Raw genomic sequence first — 17,938 nt, 5'->3', positions numbered from 1 at the left:
GCCACCTTAGGGGTGTGACCACCTGGTCATCAATCAACCAGGGCGAGCGATCATTACGCCTAGGTTAATGATTGCCCGGTCAATCCAGCACCCCCTGCAAAATGGTGTAGACAATGCCGCTGGTGACGGTAATCAGCACGATATCGCTGCCCACCCGACGCCACTCGTAACCCGGGTAATGCGGCAAGCCTTTAAGCGCCCTGGCATCCAGGCGCTTGCCATAGCCATGGGGCAGCGGCTTGCCCTTCTGAATTTTGATCCCGGCGGGAAGCGGCCCGCCGCGGCCGATCTGCCCACGATGCTCGCGAAAAGCCTGGTGTACCGGGGCAAAGTCCCTGGGCGGTTGCTGGGCATGGCTCTTGGCCGAGCTTTTTTGCGGCGCACTCTGAACGTTGCCTGGATTGTGCGGCTGGCTGTGGGCTGCCTTGCCGCCGTGCTGGGCCGCACGACCCTGCTGCTCATCGGGGCCTTGGGGCAGCGCCGACAGCAGCGGGCTGGCGCAGAGCAAGGCAATGGCCAAACTGGCAATCCGGGTTTTATCCATTTCATTTCACCTATGGGGTCAACAACGAGGGGACCGGTTCAGTCCCGCTATTCGGTGATACCGCCGCCCAGCACTCGGTACAGGGCGATGCGGTTGCTCTGTTCGGTCAGTTGCAGGCTGATCAGGTTCTGCTGCGCGGCATACAGCTCGCGCTGCGCGTCCAGGGCATCCAGGTAGCTGCTGGCCCCGTTGCGATACAGCGCGTCCGCCAGATTCTGACTTCTGGCTGTGGCCTCGGTCAGCGCCCGTTGCGCGTCCATGCGCTGACGCAGGGTGCCGCGCTCGGCCAGCACATCGGCCACCTCGCGGAAGGCGCTCTGCAGGGTCTTCTCGTAAGTGGCCAACTGAATATCGCGTTCACTCTCTGCGGCCTGCAGATTGGCGCGGTTGGAGCCGGCGTCGAAGATCGGCAGGCTGATGCTCGGGGCGAAGTGCCAGGCACCGCTGCCACCCGTGAACAAGCCACTCAAGGCCGCGCTGCTAGTGCCGGCGCTGGCGGTCAGGCTGATGCTGGGGAAGAACGCCGCGCGCGCCGCGCCGATATCGGCGTTGGCGGACTTCAGGCCATGTTCGGCAGCCAGCACGTCGGGACGCTGCTGCAGCAGGCTGGAGGGCAGCCCGGCAGGAACGTCCAGCAGCTCGGCGCTATTCTCGCTTAGCCCGCCGGGCAACAGCTCCTCGGCCAACTGGCTGCCTGCCAGCAGGTTGAGAGCATTGAGGTCCTGCTGCACCTGGCTCTGGTAAGCCGCCACGTCGACCCGCGCCGACTCCACGGTGGTCTGCGCCTGGGCCAGGGTCAGGCCCGAGGTATTGCCCAGGGCATGGCTGCGTTGCTGCAGTTCATAGCTGGCCTGCTGGCTGGTCAGGGTGTCCTCGGCCAGCTTGAGCAGGTCGCGGTCGGCGGCCAGGGTCAGCCAGGCATTGGCCACCTCCGCCAGCAGGCTGATCTGTGTGCTGCGCCGGGTTTCCTCAAGCGCCAGATAGTCTTCCAGTGCCGCATCGCTGAGGTTACGGATACGCCCGAACAGGTCCAGCTCGTAGCCGCTCAGGCCCAGCGCGGCGCTGTACTGATGCGTGGTGCTGGCGCTGCCCGTGCCGCTGAGGCTGGCCGGAGTGCGGCTGTGAGTGCCGCTGCCGCTGGCATTGAGGGTCGGCAATTGCTCGGCGCGTTGCACCCGGTACAGGGCGCGGGCCTTCTCGACATTGAGGGCGGCTACGCGCAGGTCGCGGTTATTGGCCAGGGTCTGCTCAATCACCTGCTTGAGGCGGGCATCGAGAAAGAACGCTTGCCAGCCGATCTGCGCGGAAGCACTGCCCAGCTCGGCGCTGGCCGGCCACTGCTGGGGAATCGGTGCCTGAGGCTGTTGATAATCGGGTGCCAGGTTGACGCAGCCGGCCAGCAGCAGAGCCGGCAGCAGCAGAGTCAGGCGTGATGGACGGATCATGCTTCTACTCCTGTGCCAGTCTCAGCCGGCACGCGACGGCTGGCCAGGCGGCCCACCAGAACGAAGAACAGCGGGACGAAGAAAATACCCAGCACGGTGGCGCTGAACATGCCGCCCAGTACGCCGGTGCCGATGGCCTGGCGTCCGCCGGCCCCGGCACCGCTGCTCAGTGCCAGGGGCAGCACGCCGAACATAAAGGCCAGGGATGTCATCAGAATCGGCCGCAGACGCTGGCGACAGGCTTCCATGGCGGCGCTGAACAGATCCTGGCCCTGCTCCTGCAACTGCTTGGCGAACTCGACGATGAGGATGGCGTTCTTCGCCGCCAGGCCGACGGTGGTCAGCAGGCCGACCTGGAAGTACACATCGTTGTTCTGTCCGGCCAGGCCACTGCAGAGCACCGCACCGATCACCCCGAGCGGCACCACCAGCATCACCGTGAAGGGCACCGACCAGCTCTCGTACAGCGCCGCCAGGCAGAGGAACACGAACAGAATGGACAACGCATAGAGCAGCGGTGCCTGGGAGCCGGACAAGCGCTCCTGATAGGACTGCCCCGACCACTCGAAACCGATGCCGGCTGGCAGCTGGGCAACCAGTCGCTCGACCTCGTCCATGGCCTCGCCCGAGCTGACGCCGTCGGCCGGGTCGCCGACCAGTTCCAGCGAGGCGTTGCCGTTGTAGCGTTCCAGCAGCGGCGAAGCGTAGCTCCAGGCACTGCTGGCGATGGCGCTGAACGGCACCATCTCACTGGCGTCGTTGCGCACGTACCAGCGCTCGATATGCTCGGGCTGCATGCGGCTCTCGGCTTCGCCCTGGACATAGACCTTCTTCACCCGGCCGTTGTAGACGAAGTCGTTGACATAGCTGCCGCCCATGGCCGTACCGAGGGTGCTGTTGATGTCGCCAGGGGCCAGGCCGTAAGCGCCGGCCTTGCGGTCATCGATGACGACGCGAAACTCGGAGGTATCCTCCAGGCCGTTGCTGCGCACGCCCACCAGCTTGTCGCTCTGTGCGGCCAGGCCGAGAAACTGATTGCGCGCGGCGATCAGCGCATCATGGCCAACGCCGCCGACATCCTTGAGTTGCAGGTTGAAGCCGGAGCTGTCGCCCAGGCCGCGAATCGCCGGCGGCTGCATGACGAAGATGCGCGCATCGCGCAAACCGGACAGCTCGCCGGTGGCCCGCCGGGCCAGGGCCGCGGCGCTCTGCTCGACCCCTTCGCGCAGGCTCCAGTCCTTCAGCTTGATAAAGGCGCGACCGGAGTTCTGCGCGTTGCCGCCCATGCCCATACCGGTGATGGTCACCAGCGAATCCACCTCGGGCTGGGCCAGCATGTACTCGACCAGCTGCTGGGTGGCAGCCTGGGTACGCGCGTCGGTGGCACCCTCCGGCAGCTGGACCATGGCCATCAACATGCCCTGATCCTCATCGGGCAGGAAGGCACCCGGCAGGTTCATATAGCCAACCGCCAGCGCCGCCAGAATCAGCCCATACAGCGCCAGCATGCGTGAGCCACGGCGCAGTGCGCTGGCAACGCCACGCTGGTAGCGCGCCGCATTGCGTTCGAAGGTGCGGTTGAACCAGCCAAAGAAACCCCGCGCCTGATGCACCTCGCCCTTGGCCACAGGTTTGAGCAGGGTCGCGCACAGCGCCGGGCTGAGGCTCATGGCCACCAGCACCGAGAGCAACATGGCGCTGACGATGGTTACCGAGAACTGCCGATAGATCGCCCCGGTGGAACCGCCAAAAAAGGCCATGGGAATAAACACCGCCGACAACACCAGGGCGATGCCCACCAGCGCGCCGCTGATCTCGCTCATCGATTTGCGCGTGGCCTCCAGCGGCGACAGGCCTTCTTCGGCCATCACCCGTTCGACGTTCTCCACCACGACTATGGCATCGTCCACCAGCAGGCCGATGGCCAGAACCATGGCGAACATGCTCAGGGTGTTGATCGAGTAACCGAACAGCGCCAGCACACCGAAGGTGCCGAGCAGCACCACCGGTACGGTGATGGCGGGGATCAGAGTAGCGCGCCAGTTCTGCAGGAACAGGTACATGATCAGCACCACCAGCGCGGTGGCTTCGAACAACGCCTCCACCACCGCCTCGATCGACAGGCTGACGAAGGGCGTGGTGTCGTAGGGAACGGCCATTTCCAGCTGCATATCGGCGGGAAAATTGACCTCCAGTTCGGCAAGTTTGAGTTTGACCGCCTCCGCCACATTCAGCGCGTTGGCACCGGTGGCCAGCTTGATGCCCATGGCCGCCGAGGGTTTGCCGTTGAGCGCGGTGACCACATCGTAGCTTTCGTTGCCCAGCTCGACCCGGGCCACATCGGAGAGCAGCACCAGCGAGCCGTCGCTGGCGCTCTTGAGTACGATGTCGCGGAACTGCTGCACCGTCTGCAGCCTGCTGCGCGCACTGATGGTCGCATTGAGCTGCTGCCCGGCCGCTGCCGGCAGCGCGCCGAGCTGGCCGGCGGAGACCTCGGTGTTCTGCGCCTCCAGGGCGCTGCTGATATCGGACGGCATCAGCGCGTATTGCTCAAGCTTGGCCGGGTCCAGCCAGATGCGCATGGCATAGCCGGAGCCCAAGGTCTGCACCTCGCCGACGCCGTCGACGCGGCTGATCTGATCGAGCAGCTGGCTGTCGATAAAGTCGCCGATATCGGTGTTGGTCACGCCTGGGTTGCTCGACAGAAAAGCGATGATCATCAGAAAGTCGCCGCCGCCCTTGGTCACCGTGATGCCCTGGTTCTGCACGGCCTGAGGCAGGCGCGATTCGGCCTGCTGCAGCTTGTTCTGCACCTGCATCTGCGCCACGTCGACATCGGTGCCGGCGGCGAACGTCAGGCTAAGACTCGCACTACCCGCCGAGCTGCTGCTGGCGGACATATACATCAGACCATCGAGCCCCTTCATCTGCTGCTCGATCACCTGGGTCACCGAGTCTTCGATGGTCTTGGCCGAGGCACCGGTGTAGGTGGCGGAGATATTCACGGTCGGTGGAGCGATGTCCGGGTACTGCTCCAGCGGCAGCTGGCTGATCGACAGCCCACCGCCGAGCATGATGACGATGGCGATAACCCAGGCGAAGATCGGCCGGTCGATAAAGAAGTGAGCCATGCTGTGTTCCTCAGTGACTGGCCAGGGGGGTGGATGTGGCCGGGCTATCGACGGCGACCGTGAGGACGCTGTCGCCCACGCGCACCTTCTGCCCGCCCTCGACTATCACCTGGTCGCCGGCAGCCAGCCCGGCGTCGACCCACCACTGGTTGCCGATGCTGCGACCGATGCTGATCTGACGCTGCTCAACCTTGCCGTCCACGGCCAGCAGCACGCTGGCATCACCGCTGTGGCTGCGGGTCACGGCGCGTTGCGGCACCAGCAGGGCCTGTTCATCCACCGCCTCTTCGAGCACGGCGCGTACATACATGCCCGGCAGCAGCAGGCCATCCGGGTTGGGTACCACGGCGCGCAGGGTGACGCTGCCGGTGCTTTGCGAAACGCTGGCACCACTGAACTGCAAGCGTCCGGGGTGGCTGTACTCGCTGCCGTCTTCCAGGCGCAGGACAATGCGTGCCTCGTTGTCGCCAGCCTTGCTTAGACGGCCAGCAGCCAGCTCGCGCTTGAGACGCAGCACCTCGGCGCTGGACTGGGTGATGTCGACATACAGCGGGTCGAGCTGCTGCACCGTGGTCAGCGGCGTGTCCTGGCTGGCGGTCACCAACGCGCCGGGGGTGACGCTGGAGCTTTCCACGCGGCCGCTGATGGGGGCCTTGATACGGGTGTAGGTCAGGTCGATACGCGCGCTTTTCTCCGCGGCCTGGGCGGCCTGATAGACCGCCTGAGCACTCTGCAGGCTGGCCTGGGCGTCCTCGTTATCCTGCTGGCTGATGGCATCGATCTTCACCAGCCCGGCGTAGCGAGTCGCCTTCAGCCGCGCCGAATTGAGCGCAGCCTTGGCCTCAGCGGTACTGGCTCGGGCCTGATCGAAGGCGGCCTGGTAGGTGGCCGGATCGATCACGTAAAGCACCTCACCGGCCTTGACCTCGGCACCTTCGGTAAACAGCCGTTGCTGCACGATGCCGCCGACCTGCGGGCGAATTTCCGCCGTCAGCCAGGCCTTGGTGCGCCCGGGCAGTTCGCTGGTAAGGGTCTGCGCCTGCGCGCTGAGGGTCAGCACCCCGACTTCGCTGGGGCCACGTGCGGGCGGCTCGGCATTCGGTGCGCAACCGGCCAGGCCAAGCAGGACGAACAGGCTAAGCAGTGGTCTGCTGAGAGTAGGTAACATGGCGTTCTCCAACCGGCATCTGACCGGAAACGAATCGTGTTTCGACAGGGCCATGCTGGCGGGCAAATGTGCAGAGAATTTGGAGATTGCCGTCAGGGCGTTGAATCCCACGCGGCGGACGGCCTTAATAGAAGCTCGCCCTCGGTTCTGGTCCGTCATGAAACTCAGCCTGTCGCGCAAACTCTTCCTCGCCGTGCTCGGTCCCGCCCTGCTCGCCACCCTGGCCATGGGCGCAGCCGATGGCTGGAGCTTCGCCCGCGGTTTTCTCGGCCACATCAATAGCCAGACCGAGGAACGCATGGCCACGGTGCTGCCACGCCTGCGCGACTATTACCGTGAGCAGCGCAGCTGGGATGGCCTGCGTGAAGATCGCAAGGAGTGGTTTGCCCTGATCCACCCGCAGGGTGGCCTGCGCCTGGATCAGGCCGACTGGTCGCTGCCGGTGTCCGACCTCACCGGTGCGGTGTTCCGTATTTCCCTGCTGGATGCCCAGCAGCGCAGTGTTATCAGCTTCGTCGAGTTGCGGGCCGATGCCCCACGCATGCCCATCGAAGTGAACGGCCAAACGGTAGGCTGGCTGGTCATGACGCCCTTCCAGAGCGTTACCGAAGCCGGTGGCGCGATGCTGCTCAAACGCCAGCTGCTGGCCAGTCTGGCGGTAGGCGCATTGGCTTTGCTGCTGGCTGCATTGATCGCCGGATGGGCGACGCGCCGCCTGCTCGCCCCGGTGCGCCAGGTGGCGGCGGCGACTCATCGCCTGGCCGCGGGCGATTATGCCGAGCGGGTCAGCGTCAGCAGCGACGACGAAGTCGGCCAGTTGGCCCGCGACTTCAACCAACTGGCCCATACCCTGGAGCGCAACGAACAGCTGCGCCGTGAATTTATGGCCGATATCTCCCATGAACTGCGCACCCCGTTGGCGGTGCTGCGCGGCGAGCTGGAGGCGTTGGAAGACGGTGTGCGCAAGCTCGACGGCGACTCGCTGCACTCGCTGCAACAGGAAGTCGGCCAGCTCAACCAACTGGTCAACGACCTGCACGAGCTGTCGATGGCCGATGTCGGCGCGCTGACCTACCGCAAGCAGCCGCTGGACCTGGTGGAGCTGCTGCATGAGAGCCTGGCAGGGGCCCGCGAGCGCTGCCAGGAACAGGGCCTGACCCTGGAGCTGCAGTTGCCCATGGCCGCCAAGCCGGTGCTGGCCGATGCCGCGCGCCTGCGCCAACTGCTCGGCAACCTGATGGAAAACAGCCTGCGCTACACTGAAGCGGGCGGCCGGCTGCGTATCCGCCTGCTGGAGCAGAACGGCCATATAGTGCTGGACTGGCTGGACTCCGCACCCGGGGTGGCCGAGGCGGACCTGCCGCGGCTGTTCGAGCGCTTCTTTCGCGGTGAAGCCTCGCGCGGCCGTGCCAGCGGCGGTTCGGGGCTGGGCCTGGCGATCTGCCGCAGCATCGCCGAAGCCCACGGCGGCACACTGGAGGCCCTCCCCTCGCCACTCGGCGGGTTGTGGCTACAACTGAGCCTGCCACGGGAAGCGCGCTGATGCTGAACAACGACGAACTGAGCAGCGCCGACATTCTGGTGGTGGAGGACGAACCGAAACTGGCCGCCCTGCTGCGCGATTACCTGCAGGCCGCTGGGCACCGGGTTACCTGCCTGGACGACGGCCTGGCCGTGGTGCCAGCAGTGCGGGCGGCGGAACCGCAGCTGATCCTGCTCGACATCATGCTACCCGGCCGCGACGGCCTGGATATCTGCCGTGAGCTGCGCAGCTTCAGCGAAGTGCCGATCATGCTGATTACCGCGAGGGTCGAGGAAGTGGACCGCCTGCTCGGCCTGGACCTGGGGGCCGACGACTACATCTGCAAACCCTTCAGCCCACGGGAGGTGATGGCCCGCGTACGGGCCATCCTGCGCCGCTGCCCGCCACAGGCCAGCGGCGGCCTGCAACTGGATGCCGCAACCTACCGGGCCAGCTACTCCGGGGTGGAGCTGGATCTGACGCCCGTGGAATTCCGCCTCCTGCATTGTCTGGCGGCAACACCAGGCCGGGTGTATTCCCGCGATCAGTTGATGAACCGGCTATACGACGACCACCGCGTGGTCACCGACCGCACCGTGGACAGCCACGTGAAAAACCTGCGGCGCAAGCTGGAGCAGGTGGCTCCTGGGCAGGAGCTGATCCACTCGATCTACGGGGTGGGCTACAAGCTGGAGCCCTGATCTCTGGACTATGCGCCAATACGGTGTTGCCCCTAGGGTGCGCCGTGCGCACCAACTCCAACCACACCCGCCCCGCCAGTAGCGCTTTGCACGTAGACAGGCGGTTACCAAGCCCGGCAGAAAATAGCGCAGTTAACTAAGCCCGGCAGACCGGGTATTCTGCCCCTCCCCCTCGCAGCTCAGTCGCCCCATGCGTATTCACGTCACCTTTATCGACCGCGTTGGCATCACCCAGGAAGTGCTGGCCCTGCTGGGCGGGCGCAATCTCAACCTGGATGCGGTGGAGATGGTGCCGCCGAACGTCTATATCGACGCCCCGACCCTGAGCCCCGAGGTGCTCGACGAATTGCGCGAGGCCCTGTTCAAGGTGCGTGGCGTGCAGGCGGTGAACATAGTCGACATCCTCCCCGGCCAGCGCCGCCATCTGCAGCTCGACGCCCTGCTCGCGGCCATGACCGACCCGGTGCTGGCGGTCGACAGCCAGGGCCGCGTGCTGCTGGCCAACCCGGCGCTGATCGAACTGTGCGGCCAGCAGCCTGAGGGGCTGGGCATCGGTGAGCTGTTTGCCGACAGCCAGCTGCAGGTGGAACTGCTCGATCAGGGCTTTCGCCTGCCGATGCGCGAGATCACCCTCAGGGGCCAGGCCCTGCTGCTGGACGCACAACCGATCACCGAAGGCGTGGACGGCGGCGCACGACGCCTGACCGGCGGCCTGCTCAGCCTGTATGCGCCGAGCCGTATCGGCGAACGCCTGGCGGCGCTGCACCATGATCATGCCGAGGGTTTCGACTCGCTGCTCGGCGACTCCGCGCCGATCCGCAGCCTGAAGACCCGCGCCCAGCGCGTCGCCACCCTGGATGCGCCGCTGCTGATCCAGGGTGAAACCGGCACCGGCAAGGAGCTGGTGGCGCGCGCTTGTCACGCCATCAGCACGCGGCGCACCGCGCCGTTTCTGGCGCTGAACTGTGCGGCATTGCCGGAGAACCTCGCCGAAAGCGAGCTGTTCGGCTACGCCCCCGGTGCCTTTACCGGTGCCCAGCGCGGCGGCAAGCCGGGGCTGCTGGAACTGGCCAACCAGGGCACGGTGTTTCTCGATGAAATCGGCGAAATGTCACCCTACCTGCAGGCCAAGCTGCTGCGCTTCTTGAGCGACGGCAGCTTTCGCCGGGTCGGCGGGCAGAGCGAGGTCAAGGTCAATGTGCGCATCCTCAGCGCCACCCACCGCAACCTGGAAAAGATGGTCGGCGAAGGCGCGTTCCGTGAGGACCTGTTCTATCGCCTCAACGTACTCAACCTGGAAGTGCCGCCGTTGCGCGAGCGCGGCCAGGACATCCTGTTGCTGGCGCGGCATTTTATGCAGCAGGCCTGCGCACAGATCCAGCGCCTGCCCTGCCGCCTGACGCCAGACACCTACCCGGCGCTGCTGGGCAACCGCTGGCCGGGCAATGTGCGGCAGCTGCAGAACGTGATCTTCCGCGCGGCGGCCATCTGCGAAAGCAATCTGGTGCAGATCGACGACCTGGATATCGCCGGCACCGCCGTGGCCGTGCAGCAGGTCGATGGCGAAGTCAGTAGCCTGGAAGCGGCGGTGGCCGAGTTCGAAAAAGCCCTGCTGGAAAAGCTCTATCCCAGTCATCCCTCGACCCGGCAATTGGCGACCCGCCTGCACACCTCGCACAGCGCCATCGCCATGCGGTTGCGCAAATACGGGATACCGGGCAAGGGCTGACGAACAACGCGAAGGGACCGCTCTGGTAGCCCGGATGCAATCCGGGAGCAATGCCCGCCGTTAAATCGCTCCCGGATTGCGCTAAAGCTTATCCGGACTACGCAGCGGGCTTTGTAGGGGAGACATGGCGAAGCCTTGTCTACCGCTGACGCATCAGATGGCGGACAAGCCTTCGGCATGTCCGCCTAGCGCGGTCAGAGCGCGTATTTCTGCAGGTTGGCCATCATCTCTTTTAGCGCTTCGAGGTTGTCGGCCGGGTGGGCAGCGCCTTCGAAGTCGCAGATCTGCGCGAAGTTGGCCGCCACGTCTTCCGGGCTGTAGCCCACGCGGGGGTCGAAGCCGGCACCCAGGCTGCGCTCCCAGCGGACTTTACCCATCCATCCGCCGCCGACTTCGAACAGCCCGGAGGTTTCTTCGCAGGCGTCGCTCGCCAGGTACACCACCAGCGGGCTGACCAGCTCGGGCTTGAGCTGCTCGAAAACCTGCGGCGGGATCAAGCCTTCGGTCATGCGCGTGCCGCCGGTGGGGGCGATGGCGTTGACCAGAATGTTGTTCTTGCGCCCTTCGATGGCCAGGGTGCGGGTCAGGCCGTAGAGACCAAGCTTGGCCATGCCGTAGTTGGACTGGCCGAAGTTGCCGTAGATACCCGAGGTGGACGCGGTGAAGATGATCCGACCGTAGTTCTGCTCGCGCATATGCGGCCAGGCGGCGCGGGTAACCTTGTAGGCACCCTCGACGTGGACCTTGTAAACCAGGTCCCAGTCGGCGTCTTCCATCTTGTGGAAAGTCTTGTCGCGCAGGATGCCGGCGTTGTTCACCACCACATCGATGCGGCCGAAGGTATCCAGGGCGCACTGCACGATCTTCTCGCCGTCGGTCACCGAGTCATGGTTGGCCACCGCGGTGCCGCCCGCGGCGCGGATTTCCTCAACCACCTTGTCGGCCGCCGAAGCGTTGGCCCCTTCGCCATGGGTGCTGCCGCCCAGATCGTTGACCACCACCTTGGCACCGTGTTTGGCGAACAGCAGCGCATGGGCGCGACCCAGACCGCCGCCGGCCCCTGTGACGATTACAACCTGATCTTGAAAACGGATGGCGTCGCTCATGCAGCATTCCTCGGCAGATTAACAATGCCTCGAGTGTCCAGCAGGTGCGCGCCAGTCACAATAGATACGAGTCACGCTGAATGGTGCGCGATAAAGCAGCGGGATAATCAGGCACATCTGCGTTGACTGTTGTCGTGATTCTCAGCCCTTGTAGGAGCGGGCCTGCCCGCGAATCGAGGTCACTAGAAAAACATCGCGGCCAATGACTCGGCGTCCCCGCCGCGCCTACGGGATTCGCAGAACCCGCCAGCTCTGTTGGCAACACTTAATTGGGCAATAGCCATAATCAGACCCGCTAGGCTGGCCGGATCAGGCTCAAGTGGTTATATAAATGCAGCACATGAGCCTGGGCATAGTCCGCGTGATTTAACGCGCCATAGGCAAAATGCGGCTGCAATTCGCGCCGGTAGGCGGCGAAGTCGGCAAAGGCCTGCTGCAAACGCTGCAGCGCCTGAGCCTGAGTAGCTGGCGTGTTCAGCGCGGCGGCACCAGGGATGGCCTCATCCAGCGCATGGCGCATGGCCCCGCGGGCGGCAAAGACGCTAAAGGCCAGCGGGCCGACGCTGCTGCGAAACCAGGCGGGTTTCAGTTCGGGGTAACCGCTGATGGAATACTCGATGCTCTGTGCGCAGTGGTTGAACACCTCCGCCGGGCTCCAGCCCTTGACGCTCGACAGTGGTTTATCGACCAGCCCGGCCAGCACCTGCTGCGCGCCGTCCAGGCTCAGGGCTGCCGGTGCCTCGCCGCTGGGCAATGCCCAGAACCCGGCCCCCAGCACCGCCATGCTGCCCAGAGCGGCCCCCTTCAGGACAGTACGTCGTTGCATCCTTTGCTCTCCAGCCGTTGACGAAATTGCAGGTAATGCGCCAGCACCTGATCCGCTGCCTCGGTTTGCGGATAGTGACCGATACCCTCAAGCAGCACGGTGTCGGCATTGGCAATCAGCTCGCGGTAGCGCCCCACCATATGCGCGCCGGAAATCGGATCGACTGCGCCGTCGATCACCCGCATCGGCACCGCCGTGACCTGCATCGCCGCCACCCAGCGTTCACGCTGCTGGCGGCGCTCGGGTATATAGCGGATCAACCGATGCATCACGCCGGGCCCGTCATTAGCGGCAATCAGGCTCCAGAAATCATCCAGCTCGTGGGCGCTTGGCTGGGTATGCGGGCCGAATACCTGGGCAAAGCTGGCGGCCAGCTTCTTGCGGCTGAATAATCGGCCGATCAGCGGGCCAATGGGGCTGAGCAGCAGCTTCTGCACCAGCACCGGGTGATGGGTTTCCGGAAACAGCCCGCCATTGAGAAACACACAGCTGGCCAGCTTGATGCGCCCATCCTGATGCCGGGCGAGCAGTTCCTGAGCCACGCTGTCGCCGTAGTCATGGGCTAGCACATGCAGCGATTTCGCGATGCCCAAGTGCGCCAGCAGCGCCTGCTGCAGATCAGCCTGCTCCAGCAGGCTGTAGGCATGCCCGCGGGGCTTGGCCGAGTCGCCGAAGCCAAGCATATCGCAGGCAATCACCTGGTATTGCTCGGCCAAGGGTGCCCATAGACGATGCCAGTCCCAGCTGGCGGTGGGAAAGCCGTGGATCAGCAGCAGCGGCTCGCCCTGCCCCGCCGTCCAGTAGCGTACTGCATGGCCTTTAAAGCTGAAGTTCAGGCCCCGGGCGCGCCAGTCCGCCAGGGCGATACCTGGCAGCGCACTCATGCGGCGTAACCCGGCATCTGCTGATCGAGCTTGCGCAGCAGCGCCGGCCAGGGCAATGCGCCGCCCATGCCCTGCGGGCCTTTCATCACCCCGGCGATCATCGCCCGGGCACCGTCGAGCACCTGCTGGGGGATATGGATCAGCTCGGTGCCACCGCTTTGCGCCATGACCTGGATCTCGCAGGCGCGCTGCAGAATAAACATCATCAGGAAGGCGTCGGCGATACTGCCGGCAGCGGTGAGCAGGCCGTGATTGGGCAGGATCATAAAGTTCTTGTCGCCCAGATCGGCCTGCAACCGCGACTTCTCATCATGGTTCAGCGCCACGCCTTCATAGCCGTGGTAGGCCAGGCTGGCGAGAACAAACAGCGACTGCTGCGACAGTGGCAGCAAACCCTGTTTCTGAGCCGACACAGCAATCCCCGCAGCAGTGTGGATATGCAACACGCAACCGACATCGTGACGCACCTCGTGCACGGCGCTGTGGATGGTGTAGCCGGCCGGGTTGATGTCGAAGGGGCTGTCCATCAGTTTGTTGCCGGCCAGGTCGATCTTCACCAGGCTGGAGGCGGTGATCTCGTGGAACATCAGGCCGTAGGGGTTGATCAGGAAATCTTCGCTACCGGGAATCTTCGCCGAGATATGGGTGAAGATCAGGTCATCCCAGCCATACAGGGCGATCAGCCGGTAACAGGCGGCGAGATCCACCCGGGTCTGCCATTCGGCGGCAGACACCTGATCCTTGAGGCTTGCTACGGGCAGAGTGTGGGCAACGGTCATGGTGAACTCCTCGGCTGTTCTTATTATGGAATGCCAAGGAGTCTAGCGAGAGATGCAGCAAAGATGAGTCGCTCTGGCGGCCAGCATGCTGGCCTTGCGAGTCAAAGCGGCTCGAACTACCGCCGCACGGAGGGCGGCACGGCATGCCAGCCGCTCGATGCGCAGCAACAACCCGCCTCGATCAACGCATGAAGACGGGCTGTATCAGCCCTGCAGCGCCGCAATAAAGTCCGCCAGCCAGGGCTCGGCATCGGCTTCCGGGGTCACGCTTTCGCTGCTGTCCAGGCGCAGCATCGGCTGCACCTCGCGAATGCCCAGCTCGGCATACAGTTCGCGCACCAGCTCGCCGCCGCCGCAGAAGGTATCGCCATAGCTTGAATCACCGAGGGCAATCACCCCACCCGGCAGCCCGCTCCAGGCCGGCAGATGGTCACGGATGGCGTAGTACAAAGGCTGCAGATTATCCGGCAATTCGCCCATGCCGGTGGTTGAAGTCACGGCCAGAAAAGCCTCGGGAGCGAAGGCCTGAATATCCGTCAGACTGGCCCGCGGGTTATGCCTGGCCTCATGGCCGGCGGCCTTGAGCAGGCGCTCGGCGTGGCGGGCAACTTCCTCGGCAGTGCCGTACACCGAGCCGGAAAGAATGGCGATTTTCATGCAGAACTCCGAAACAGTCAGAACCAAATCGATAAACACGGCATTATGCCGCAAGTAGACAGCCCGCCCGGATGTTTTAGAATGCAGCGGACATAGACTGGGAAATCGCCTCATGATCAACGCCAAACTGCTGCAACTGGTGATCAACGCCTCCAACGACGGCATCGTGGTGGCCGAACAGGAAGGTGACGACAACATCCTGATCTATGCCAACCCCGCCTTTGAAAAGCTCACCGGCTACGCCAGCGAAGACATCCTGTATCAGGACTGCCGCTTCCTCCAGGCCGGTGACCGCGACCAGCCGGGCCTGGCCGCGATCCGCGAAGCGGTCAAGGCGCACCGCCCGTGCCGGCAGATCATCCGCAATTACCGCAAGGACGGCAGCCCGTTCTGGAACGAGCTGTCGATCACCCCGGTGGTCAACGACGCCGACCAGCTGACCTACTACATCGGCATCCAGAAGAACGTCACCGAGCAGGTCGAAGCTCAGGAACGGGTCAAGGAACTGGAAGCCGAACTGGCCAGCCTCAAGGCCGAGCTGGCGCGCTTACAGACGGTGACCAGCAAGCCGTAACAAAAGGCCCATCCTGCGGTCACAAGAGTTATAGCGATTATGCGTAGAACTCGATCATGCAGGAGCGTCCACTTCTAACGGCGGCTGAACTGGCCTTTATCCGACAGCTGCAGGTTCAAACTGCGGACGACGAAAAGTCGGGCCAAGCGGCTCTGCGGGTCGATGCCAGCCAACAGCTTGGCGAGCTGCTTTCCCAGTGCGCGGCCAACGACCCGTTGCGCATCCATGCGCATATCGCCAACCAGCACCTGACCTTTGACCTGCACCTGGCCCACGACGCGGATAATCAACCGCGCCTGCAACTGGGTGCCCCGCAGATCTTTGACGAAGGCGCGGTCAACCGCGCCTGGCGCTCGCCGCTACCACAACCGCTACTCCTGCAGCGCCCCGACACCCGCCCCTGCGACCTGTGGGTTCACCAACTGTCGATGAATGGTGCCTTGATCGAGCAGCGCGCAAAGCGCAAGCCCCCCGCACATTTCCGCCTGATGCTGCCACTCGATGAACAACCGCCCATTACCCTGAAAGGCGAGCTTGTGCGCATGACCGACGACGGTCTGTTCGCCTATCAGGTGCAGGCGCTGGACCCGGATGGCGATGAGCATTTGCGCCAGTTCCTCTACCAGCAACACCGCCGCTACGAGCAACAACTGCAGCGCTAGTAGCCCGTGGTTTACCGAGCCTGGGCTATGAGCGGGCTACGACGAGAAGCAGCAACGCGGCATCAGAACCTCAGATACTGCAATTGACTGATTGAACGTGCCACCCAGGCCACTCACAGGTGCTCGACCAATTTCGTCAGGGCTGCGCGGACCAGGCGGCTAGCTACCCCAGCCCTGCAGCCAGGAGCGCAATAGTCTTCAAAAAAAAACCGCTCACTTATCGGGTGAGCGGCGTGACCGCCAGGGGCGGAGCTTGAATGCAGGAAAGGCTCCTGCAGCAGGGATAAAAAAATCCGATAGCCGAAAATGGGCAAAACAGCTGGCTACCGGATTGCGCAGTCGTTTCAGGCAGCAAATTCCTCTTCGCTAAAGGCCATCAGCGTGGCTTTGCCGGCCTTGACCTCAGCCAGCAGGCTGTCGGTTTCAGTCAGGATGCGCGCCATAAAGAAGTCCGCAGACTTCAGCTTGGCACCGTAAAACGGGGTTTCCGTGCTGCCTTGCGCCAGCTTGGCCTTGGCCACCGCCGCCATGCGCGCCCACATCCAGGCCAGACTGGTCAGGGCAAACAGACGCAGATACGGCGTTGCCGCTGCACCAGCTTGTTCGGGGTCTTTCATGCCCTCGCTGGCAATCCACATCGTGGCCTGCTGCAGCTGCTTGAGCGCCGCCCCCACTGCAGCCACGTGCTCTGCCTCGGCGTTGGCCTTGAGCCAAGCCTCGATGAGGGCGAAGTAATTGCGCACCGCGCGCCCGCCACCCAGGCCCAGCTTGCGCCCGACCAGATCGAGCGCCTGAATGCCGTTGGTGCCTTCGTAGATGCGAGTAATCCGCGAATCACGCACCAGTTGCTCGATGCCCCAGTCCTCGGTAAAGCCGGAACCGCCCAGCACCTGCAGGCCTTCGTTGGCACAGTTGAAACCTTCATCGGTAAGGAAGGACTTCACCACCGGAGTCAGCAGCTGCACCAGATCATCGGCCTGCAGGCGCACGGCAGGGTCTTCGTGATCATGGGCAACGTCTTCATGCAGGCCGGTGAAATACGCCAGTGCGCGGCAACCCTCGATCATCACCTTCTGGCGCAGCAGCATGCGCCGTACGTCCGGGTGCACGATAATCGGATCAGCCGGTTTGTCCGCCGCTTTCGGGCCGGACAGCGAGCGACTTTGCAGGCGCTCTTTAGCGAAGCCCAGACTGACCTGATAGGCGCTTTCGGCAATGCCGAGGCCTTGCATGCCGACCATCAGGCGCGCCGAGTTCATCATGGTGAACATGCACTTGAGGCCCTTGTTCGGCTCACCGATCAGCCAGCCCTGAGCACCTTCGAAATTCATTACGCAGGTGGCCGAGCCCTTGATGCCCATCTTGTGTTCCAGGCCGCCGCAGAACGCCGGATTACGGCTACCGTCCTCAAGGAACTTGGGCACCAGAAACAGGGAAATACCCTTCACGCTGTCCGGTGCATCGGGCAGTTTGGCCAATACCAGATGCAGGATATTGTCGACCAGATCGTGCTCGCCGCCGGTGATCCAGATCTTGGTACCGCTGATGGCATAGCTGCCGTCAGCCTGCGGCAAGGCACGGGTACGGATCAGCCCCAGGTCGGTGCCGCACTGCGGCTCGGTCAGGCACATGGTGCCAGTCCACTCACCGCTGATCAGTTTGGGCAGGTAGCGCTCCTGCAGCTCACGCGCACCATGGGCAGTCAGCGCATTGATCGCGCCATGGGTCAGTCCCGGATACATGCCGAGCGACAGGTTGGCCGAGCAGACCATCTCCTCGACCATCATGTTCAACACATGAGGCAAGCCCTGGCCGCCGAACTCAGGCGAGCAGGCCAGGGCGGTCCAGCCGCCTTCGGCGAACTGCTGATAGGCAGCGCGGAAACCGTCCGGGGCCTTTACCGCCTTGCTCTGCGGGTCGTAGCTGCAGCCCTGCTTGTCGCCGGGACCATTGAGCGGAGCCAGGACGTTTTCCGCCAGCTTGGCGGCTTCTTCCAGAATGGCGCCACCGAGGTCGTCTCCGAACTCGCGCTGACCAGGCAGCGACTGCAAGGTGGCATAAGCGTCGAGCACCTCGTCAAAAACGAAACGCATATCACGAAGGGGTGCGCGGTATTGAGTCATGTTACCTAGCCCTCAAGCTGTACACAAACAAATAATGTACAGCTTTTGTATAGCCTAAAGACCCAGATAGCAAGCAATTTTCTGTAC

The 17,938-nt window shown here is 63.9% G+C and carries 15 protein-coding genes; 5 read left to right on the top strand and 10 right to left on the bottom strand.

Going from position 1 to position 17,938, the window contains the following annotated elements; all coding sequences use genetic code 11:
- Positions 1 to 79 precede the first annotated feature (79 nt).
- The 4 genes from WMW70_RS05505 to WMW70_RS05490 are packed head-to-tail and all read right to left on the bottom strand — an operon-like array spanning position 80 to position 6,288.
- Positions 80 to 544, bottom strand: a complete 465-nt coding sequence (locus WMW70_RS05505; RefSeq protein ID WP_341436479.1) for an anti-virulence regulator CigR family protein — start codon at positions 542 to 544, stop codon at positions 80 to 82.
- 47 nt (positions 545 to 591) lie between these two features.
- Positions 592 to 1,989 carry an efflux transporter outer membrane subunit gene (locus WMW70_RS05500; RefSeq protein ID WP_341436478.1) on the bottom strand — a complete coding sequence of 466 codons (1,398 nt, stop codon included), beginning with the start codon at positions 1,987 to 1,989 and terminating at the stop codon, positions 592 to 594.
- Positions 1,986 to 5,120 (bottom strand): efflux RND transporter permease subunit, encoded by a 3,135-nt coding sequence (locus tag WMW70_RS05495; RefSeq protein WP_341436477.1) that lies wholly within the window; start codon positions 5,118 to 5,120, stop codon positions 1,986 to 1,988. The genes WMW70_RS05500 and WMW70_RS05495 overlap by 4 nt, the downstream gene beginning before the upstream one ends.
- 10 nt (positions 5,121 to 5,130) lie before the next feature.
- Positions 5,131 to 6,288, bottom strand: a complete 1,158-nt coding sequence (locus WMW70_RS05490; RefSeq protein ID WP_341436476.1) for an efflux RND transporter periplasmic adaptor subunit — start codon at positions 6,286 to 6,288, stop codon at positions 5,131 to 5,133.
- Between the two features lie 157 nt (positions 6,289 to 6,445).
- On the opposite strand from WMW70_RS05490, the gene WMW70_RS05485 reads away from it, so the two are divergent.
- The 3 genes from WMW70_RS05485 (at position 6,446) to WMW70_RS05475 (ending at position 10,240) form a co-directional block, all read left to right on the top strand.
- Positions 6,446 to 7,831, top strand: a complete 1,386-nt coding sequence (locus WMW70_RS05485; RefSeq protein ID WP_341436475.1) for an ATP-binding protein — start codon at positions 6,446 to 6,448, stop codon at positions 7,829 to 7,831.
- Positions 7,831 to 8,511, top strand: coding sequence for a response regulator (locus tag WMW70_RS05480; RefSeq protein ID WP_341436474.1), 681 nt, complete (start codon positions 7,831 to 7,833; stop codon positions 8,509 to 8,511). The genes WMW70_RS05485 and WMW70_RS05480 overlap by 1 nt, the downstream gene beginning before the upstream one ends.
- Before the next feature lie 190 nt (positions 8,512 to 8,701).
- Positions 8,702 to 10,240 (top strand): sigma-54-dependent transcriptional regulator, encoded by a 1,539-nt coding sequence (locus WMW70_RS05475; protein ID WP_341436473.1) that lies wholly within the window; start codon positions 8,702 to 8,704, stop codon positions 10,238 to 10,240.
- 194 nt (positions 10,241 to 10,434) lie between these two features.
- Here the strand turns inward: WMW70_RS05475 and WMW70_RS05470 are convergent, their stop codons facing one another.
- The 5 genes from WMW70_RS05470 to WMW70_RS05450 form a co-directional block, all read right to left on the bottom strand.
- Positions 10,435 to 11,346, bottom strand: coding sequence for an SDR family oxidoreductase (locus tag WMW70_RS05470; RefSeq protein ID WP_341436472.1), 912 nt, complete (start codon positions 11,344 to 11,346; stop codon positions 10,435 to 10,437).
- Positions 11,347 to 11,641: 295 nt separating this feature from the next.
- Positions 11,642 to 12,172, bottom strand: a complete 531-nt coding sequence (locus WMW70_RS05465) for a DUF1569 domain-containing protein (protein ID WP_341436471.1) — start codon at positions 12,170 to 12,172, stop codon at positions 11,642 to 11,644.
- On the bottom strand, positions 12,151 to 13,056 hold the full coding sequence (locus WMW70_RS05460) for an alpha/beta fold hydrolase (RefSeq protein WP_341436470.1): 906 nt from the start codon (positions 13,054 to 13,056) through the stop codon (positions 12,151 to 12,153). The genes WMW70_RS05465 and WMW70_RS05460 overlap by 22 nt, the downstream gene beginning before the upstream one ends.
- Positions 13,053 to 13,835, bottom strand: coding sequence for a class II aldolase/adducin family protein (locus WMW70_RS05455; protein ID WP_341436469.1), 783 nt, complete (start codon positions 13,833 to 13,835; stop codon positions 13,053 to 13,055). Before WMW70_RS05455 ends, WMW70_RS05460 begins: the two co-directional genes overlap by 4 nt.
- Positions 13,836 to 14,039: 204 nt before the next feature.
- The gene (locus tag WMW70_RS05450) at positions 14,040 to 14,492 is read right to left on the bottom strand and encodes a flavodoxin (RefSeq protein ID WP_341436468.1); all 453 of its coding nucleotides are present in this window, start codon (positions 14,490 to 14,492) and stop codon (positions 14,040 to 14,042) included.
- Positions 14,493 to 14,604: 112 nt separating this feature from the next.
- Between WMW70_RS05450 and WMW70_RS05445 the strand changes: the two genes are divergently transcribed.
- Positions 14,605 to 15,066, top strand: a complete 462-nt coding sequence (locus tag WMW70_RS05445) for a PAS domain-containing protein (RefSeq protein WP_341436467.1) — start codon at positions 14,605 to 14,607, stop codon at positions 15,064 to 15,066.
- A 56-nt stretch (positions 15,067 to 15,122) separates the two neighbouring features.
- Positions 15,123 to 15,728, top strand: coding sequence for a PilZ domain-containing protein (locus tag WMW70_RS05440; protein ID WP_341436466.1), 606 nt, complete (start codon positions 15,123 to 15,125; stop codon positions 15,726 to 15,728).
- 344 nt (positions 15,729 to 16,072) lie between these two features.
- On the opposite strand, the gene WMW70_RS05435 is transcribed toward WMW70_RS05440, so the two are convergent.
- Entirely contained in the window at positions 16,073 to 17,851 is a 1,779-nt protein-coding gene (locus WMW70_RS05435) for an acyl-CoA dehydrogenase C-terminal domain-containing protein (protein WP_341436465.1), read from the bottom strand.
- Between the last annotated feature and the right edge of the window lie 87 nt (positions 17,852 to 17,938).

It is taken from the genome of Pseudomonas sp. XK-1 (assembly GCF_038069885.1).
Lineage (GTDB): Bacteria > Pseudomonadota > Gammaproteobacteria > Pseudomonadales > Pseudomonadaceae > Aquipseudomonas.
Note: the sequence above shows the minus strand (reverse complement) of the source record. Positions and strands in the feature narration are given on the sequence as shown.

Coding starts and splice junctions, on each gene's coding strand:
- WMW70_RS05505 (WP_341436479.1), bottom strand. CDS start 544: ATGGATAAAACCCGGATTGCCAGTTTGGCCATTGCCTTGCTCTGCGCC.
- WMW70_RS05500 (WP_341436478.1), bottom strand. CDS start 1,989: ATGATCCGTCCATCACGCCTGACTCTGCTGCTGCCGGCTCTGCTGCTG.
- WMW70_RS05495 (WP_341436477.1), bottom strand. CDS start 5,120: ATGGCTCACTTCTTTATCGACCGGCCGATCTTCGCCTGGGTTATCGCC.
- WMW70_RS05490 (WP_341436476.1), bottom strand. CDS start 6,288: ATGTTACCTACTCTCAGCAGACCACTGCTTAGCCTGTTCGTCCTGCTT.
- WMW70_RS05485 (WP_341436475.1), top strand. CDS start 6,446: ATGAAACTCAGCCTGTCGCGCAAACTCTTCCTCGCCGTGCTCGGTCCC.
- WMW70_RS05480 (WP_341436474.1), top strand. CDS start 7,831: ATGCTGAACAACGACGAACTGAGCAGCGCCGACATTCTGGTGGTGGAG.
- WMW70_RS05475 (WP_341436473.1), top strand. CDS start 8,702: ATGCGTATTCACGTCACCTTTATCGACCGCGTTGGCATCACCCAGGAA.
- WMW70_RS05470 (WP_341436472.1), bottom strand. CDS start 11,346: ATGAGCGACGCCATCCGTTTTCAAGATCAGGTTGTAATCGTCACAGGG.
- WMW70_RS05465 (WP_341436471.1), bottom strand. CDS start 12,172: ATGCAACGACGTACTGTCCTGAAGGGGGCCGCTCTGGGCAGCATGGCG.
- WMW70_RS05460 (WP_341436470.1), bottom strand. CDS start 13,056: ATGAGTGCGCTGCCAGGTATCGCCCTGGCGGACTGGCGCGCCCGGGGC.
- WMW70_RS05455 (WP_341436469.1), bottom strand. CDS start 13,835: ATGACCGTTGCCCACACTCTGCCCGTAGCAAGCCTCAAGGATCAGGTG.
- WMW70_RS05450 (WP_341436468.1), bottom strand. CDS start 14,492: ATGAAAATCGCCATTCTTTCCGGCTCGGTGTACGGCACTGCCGAGGAA.
- WMW70_RS05445 (WP_341436467.1), top strand. CDS start 14,605: ATGATCAACGCCAAACTGCTGCAACTGGTGATCAACGCCTCCAACGAC.
- WMW70_RS05440 (WP_341436466.1), top strand. CDS start 15,123: ATGCAGGAGCGTCCACTTCTAACGGCGGCTGAACTGGCCTTTATCCGA.
- WMW70_RS05435 (WP_341436465.1), bottom strand. CDS start 17,851: ATGACTCAATACCGCGCACCCCTTCGTGATATGCGTTTCGTTTTTGAC.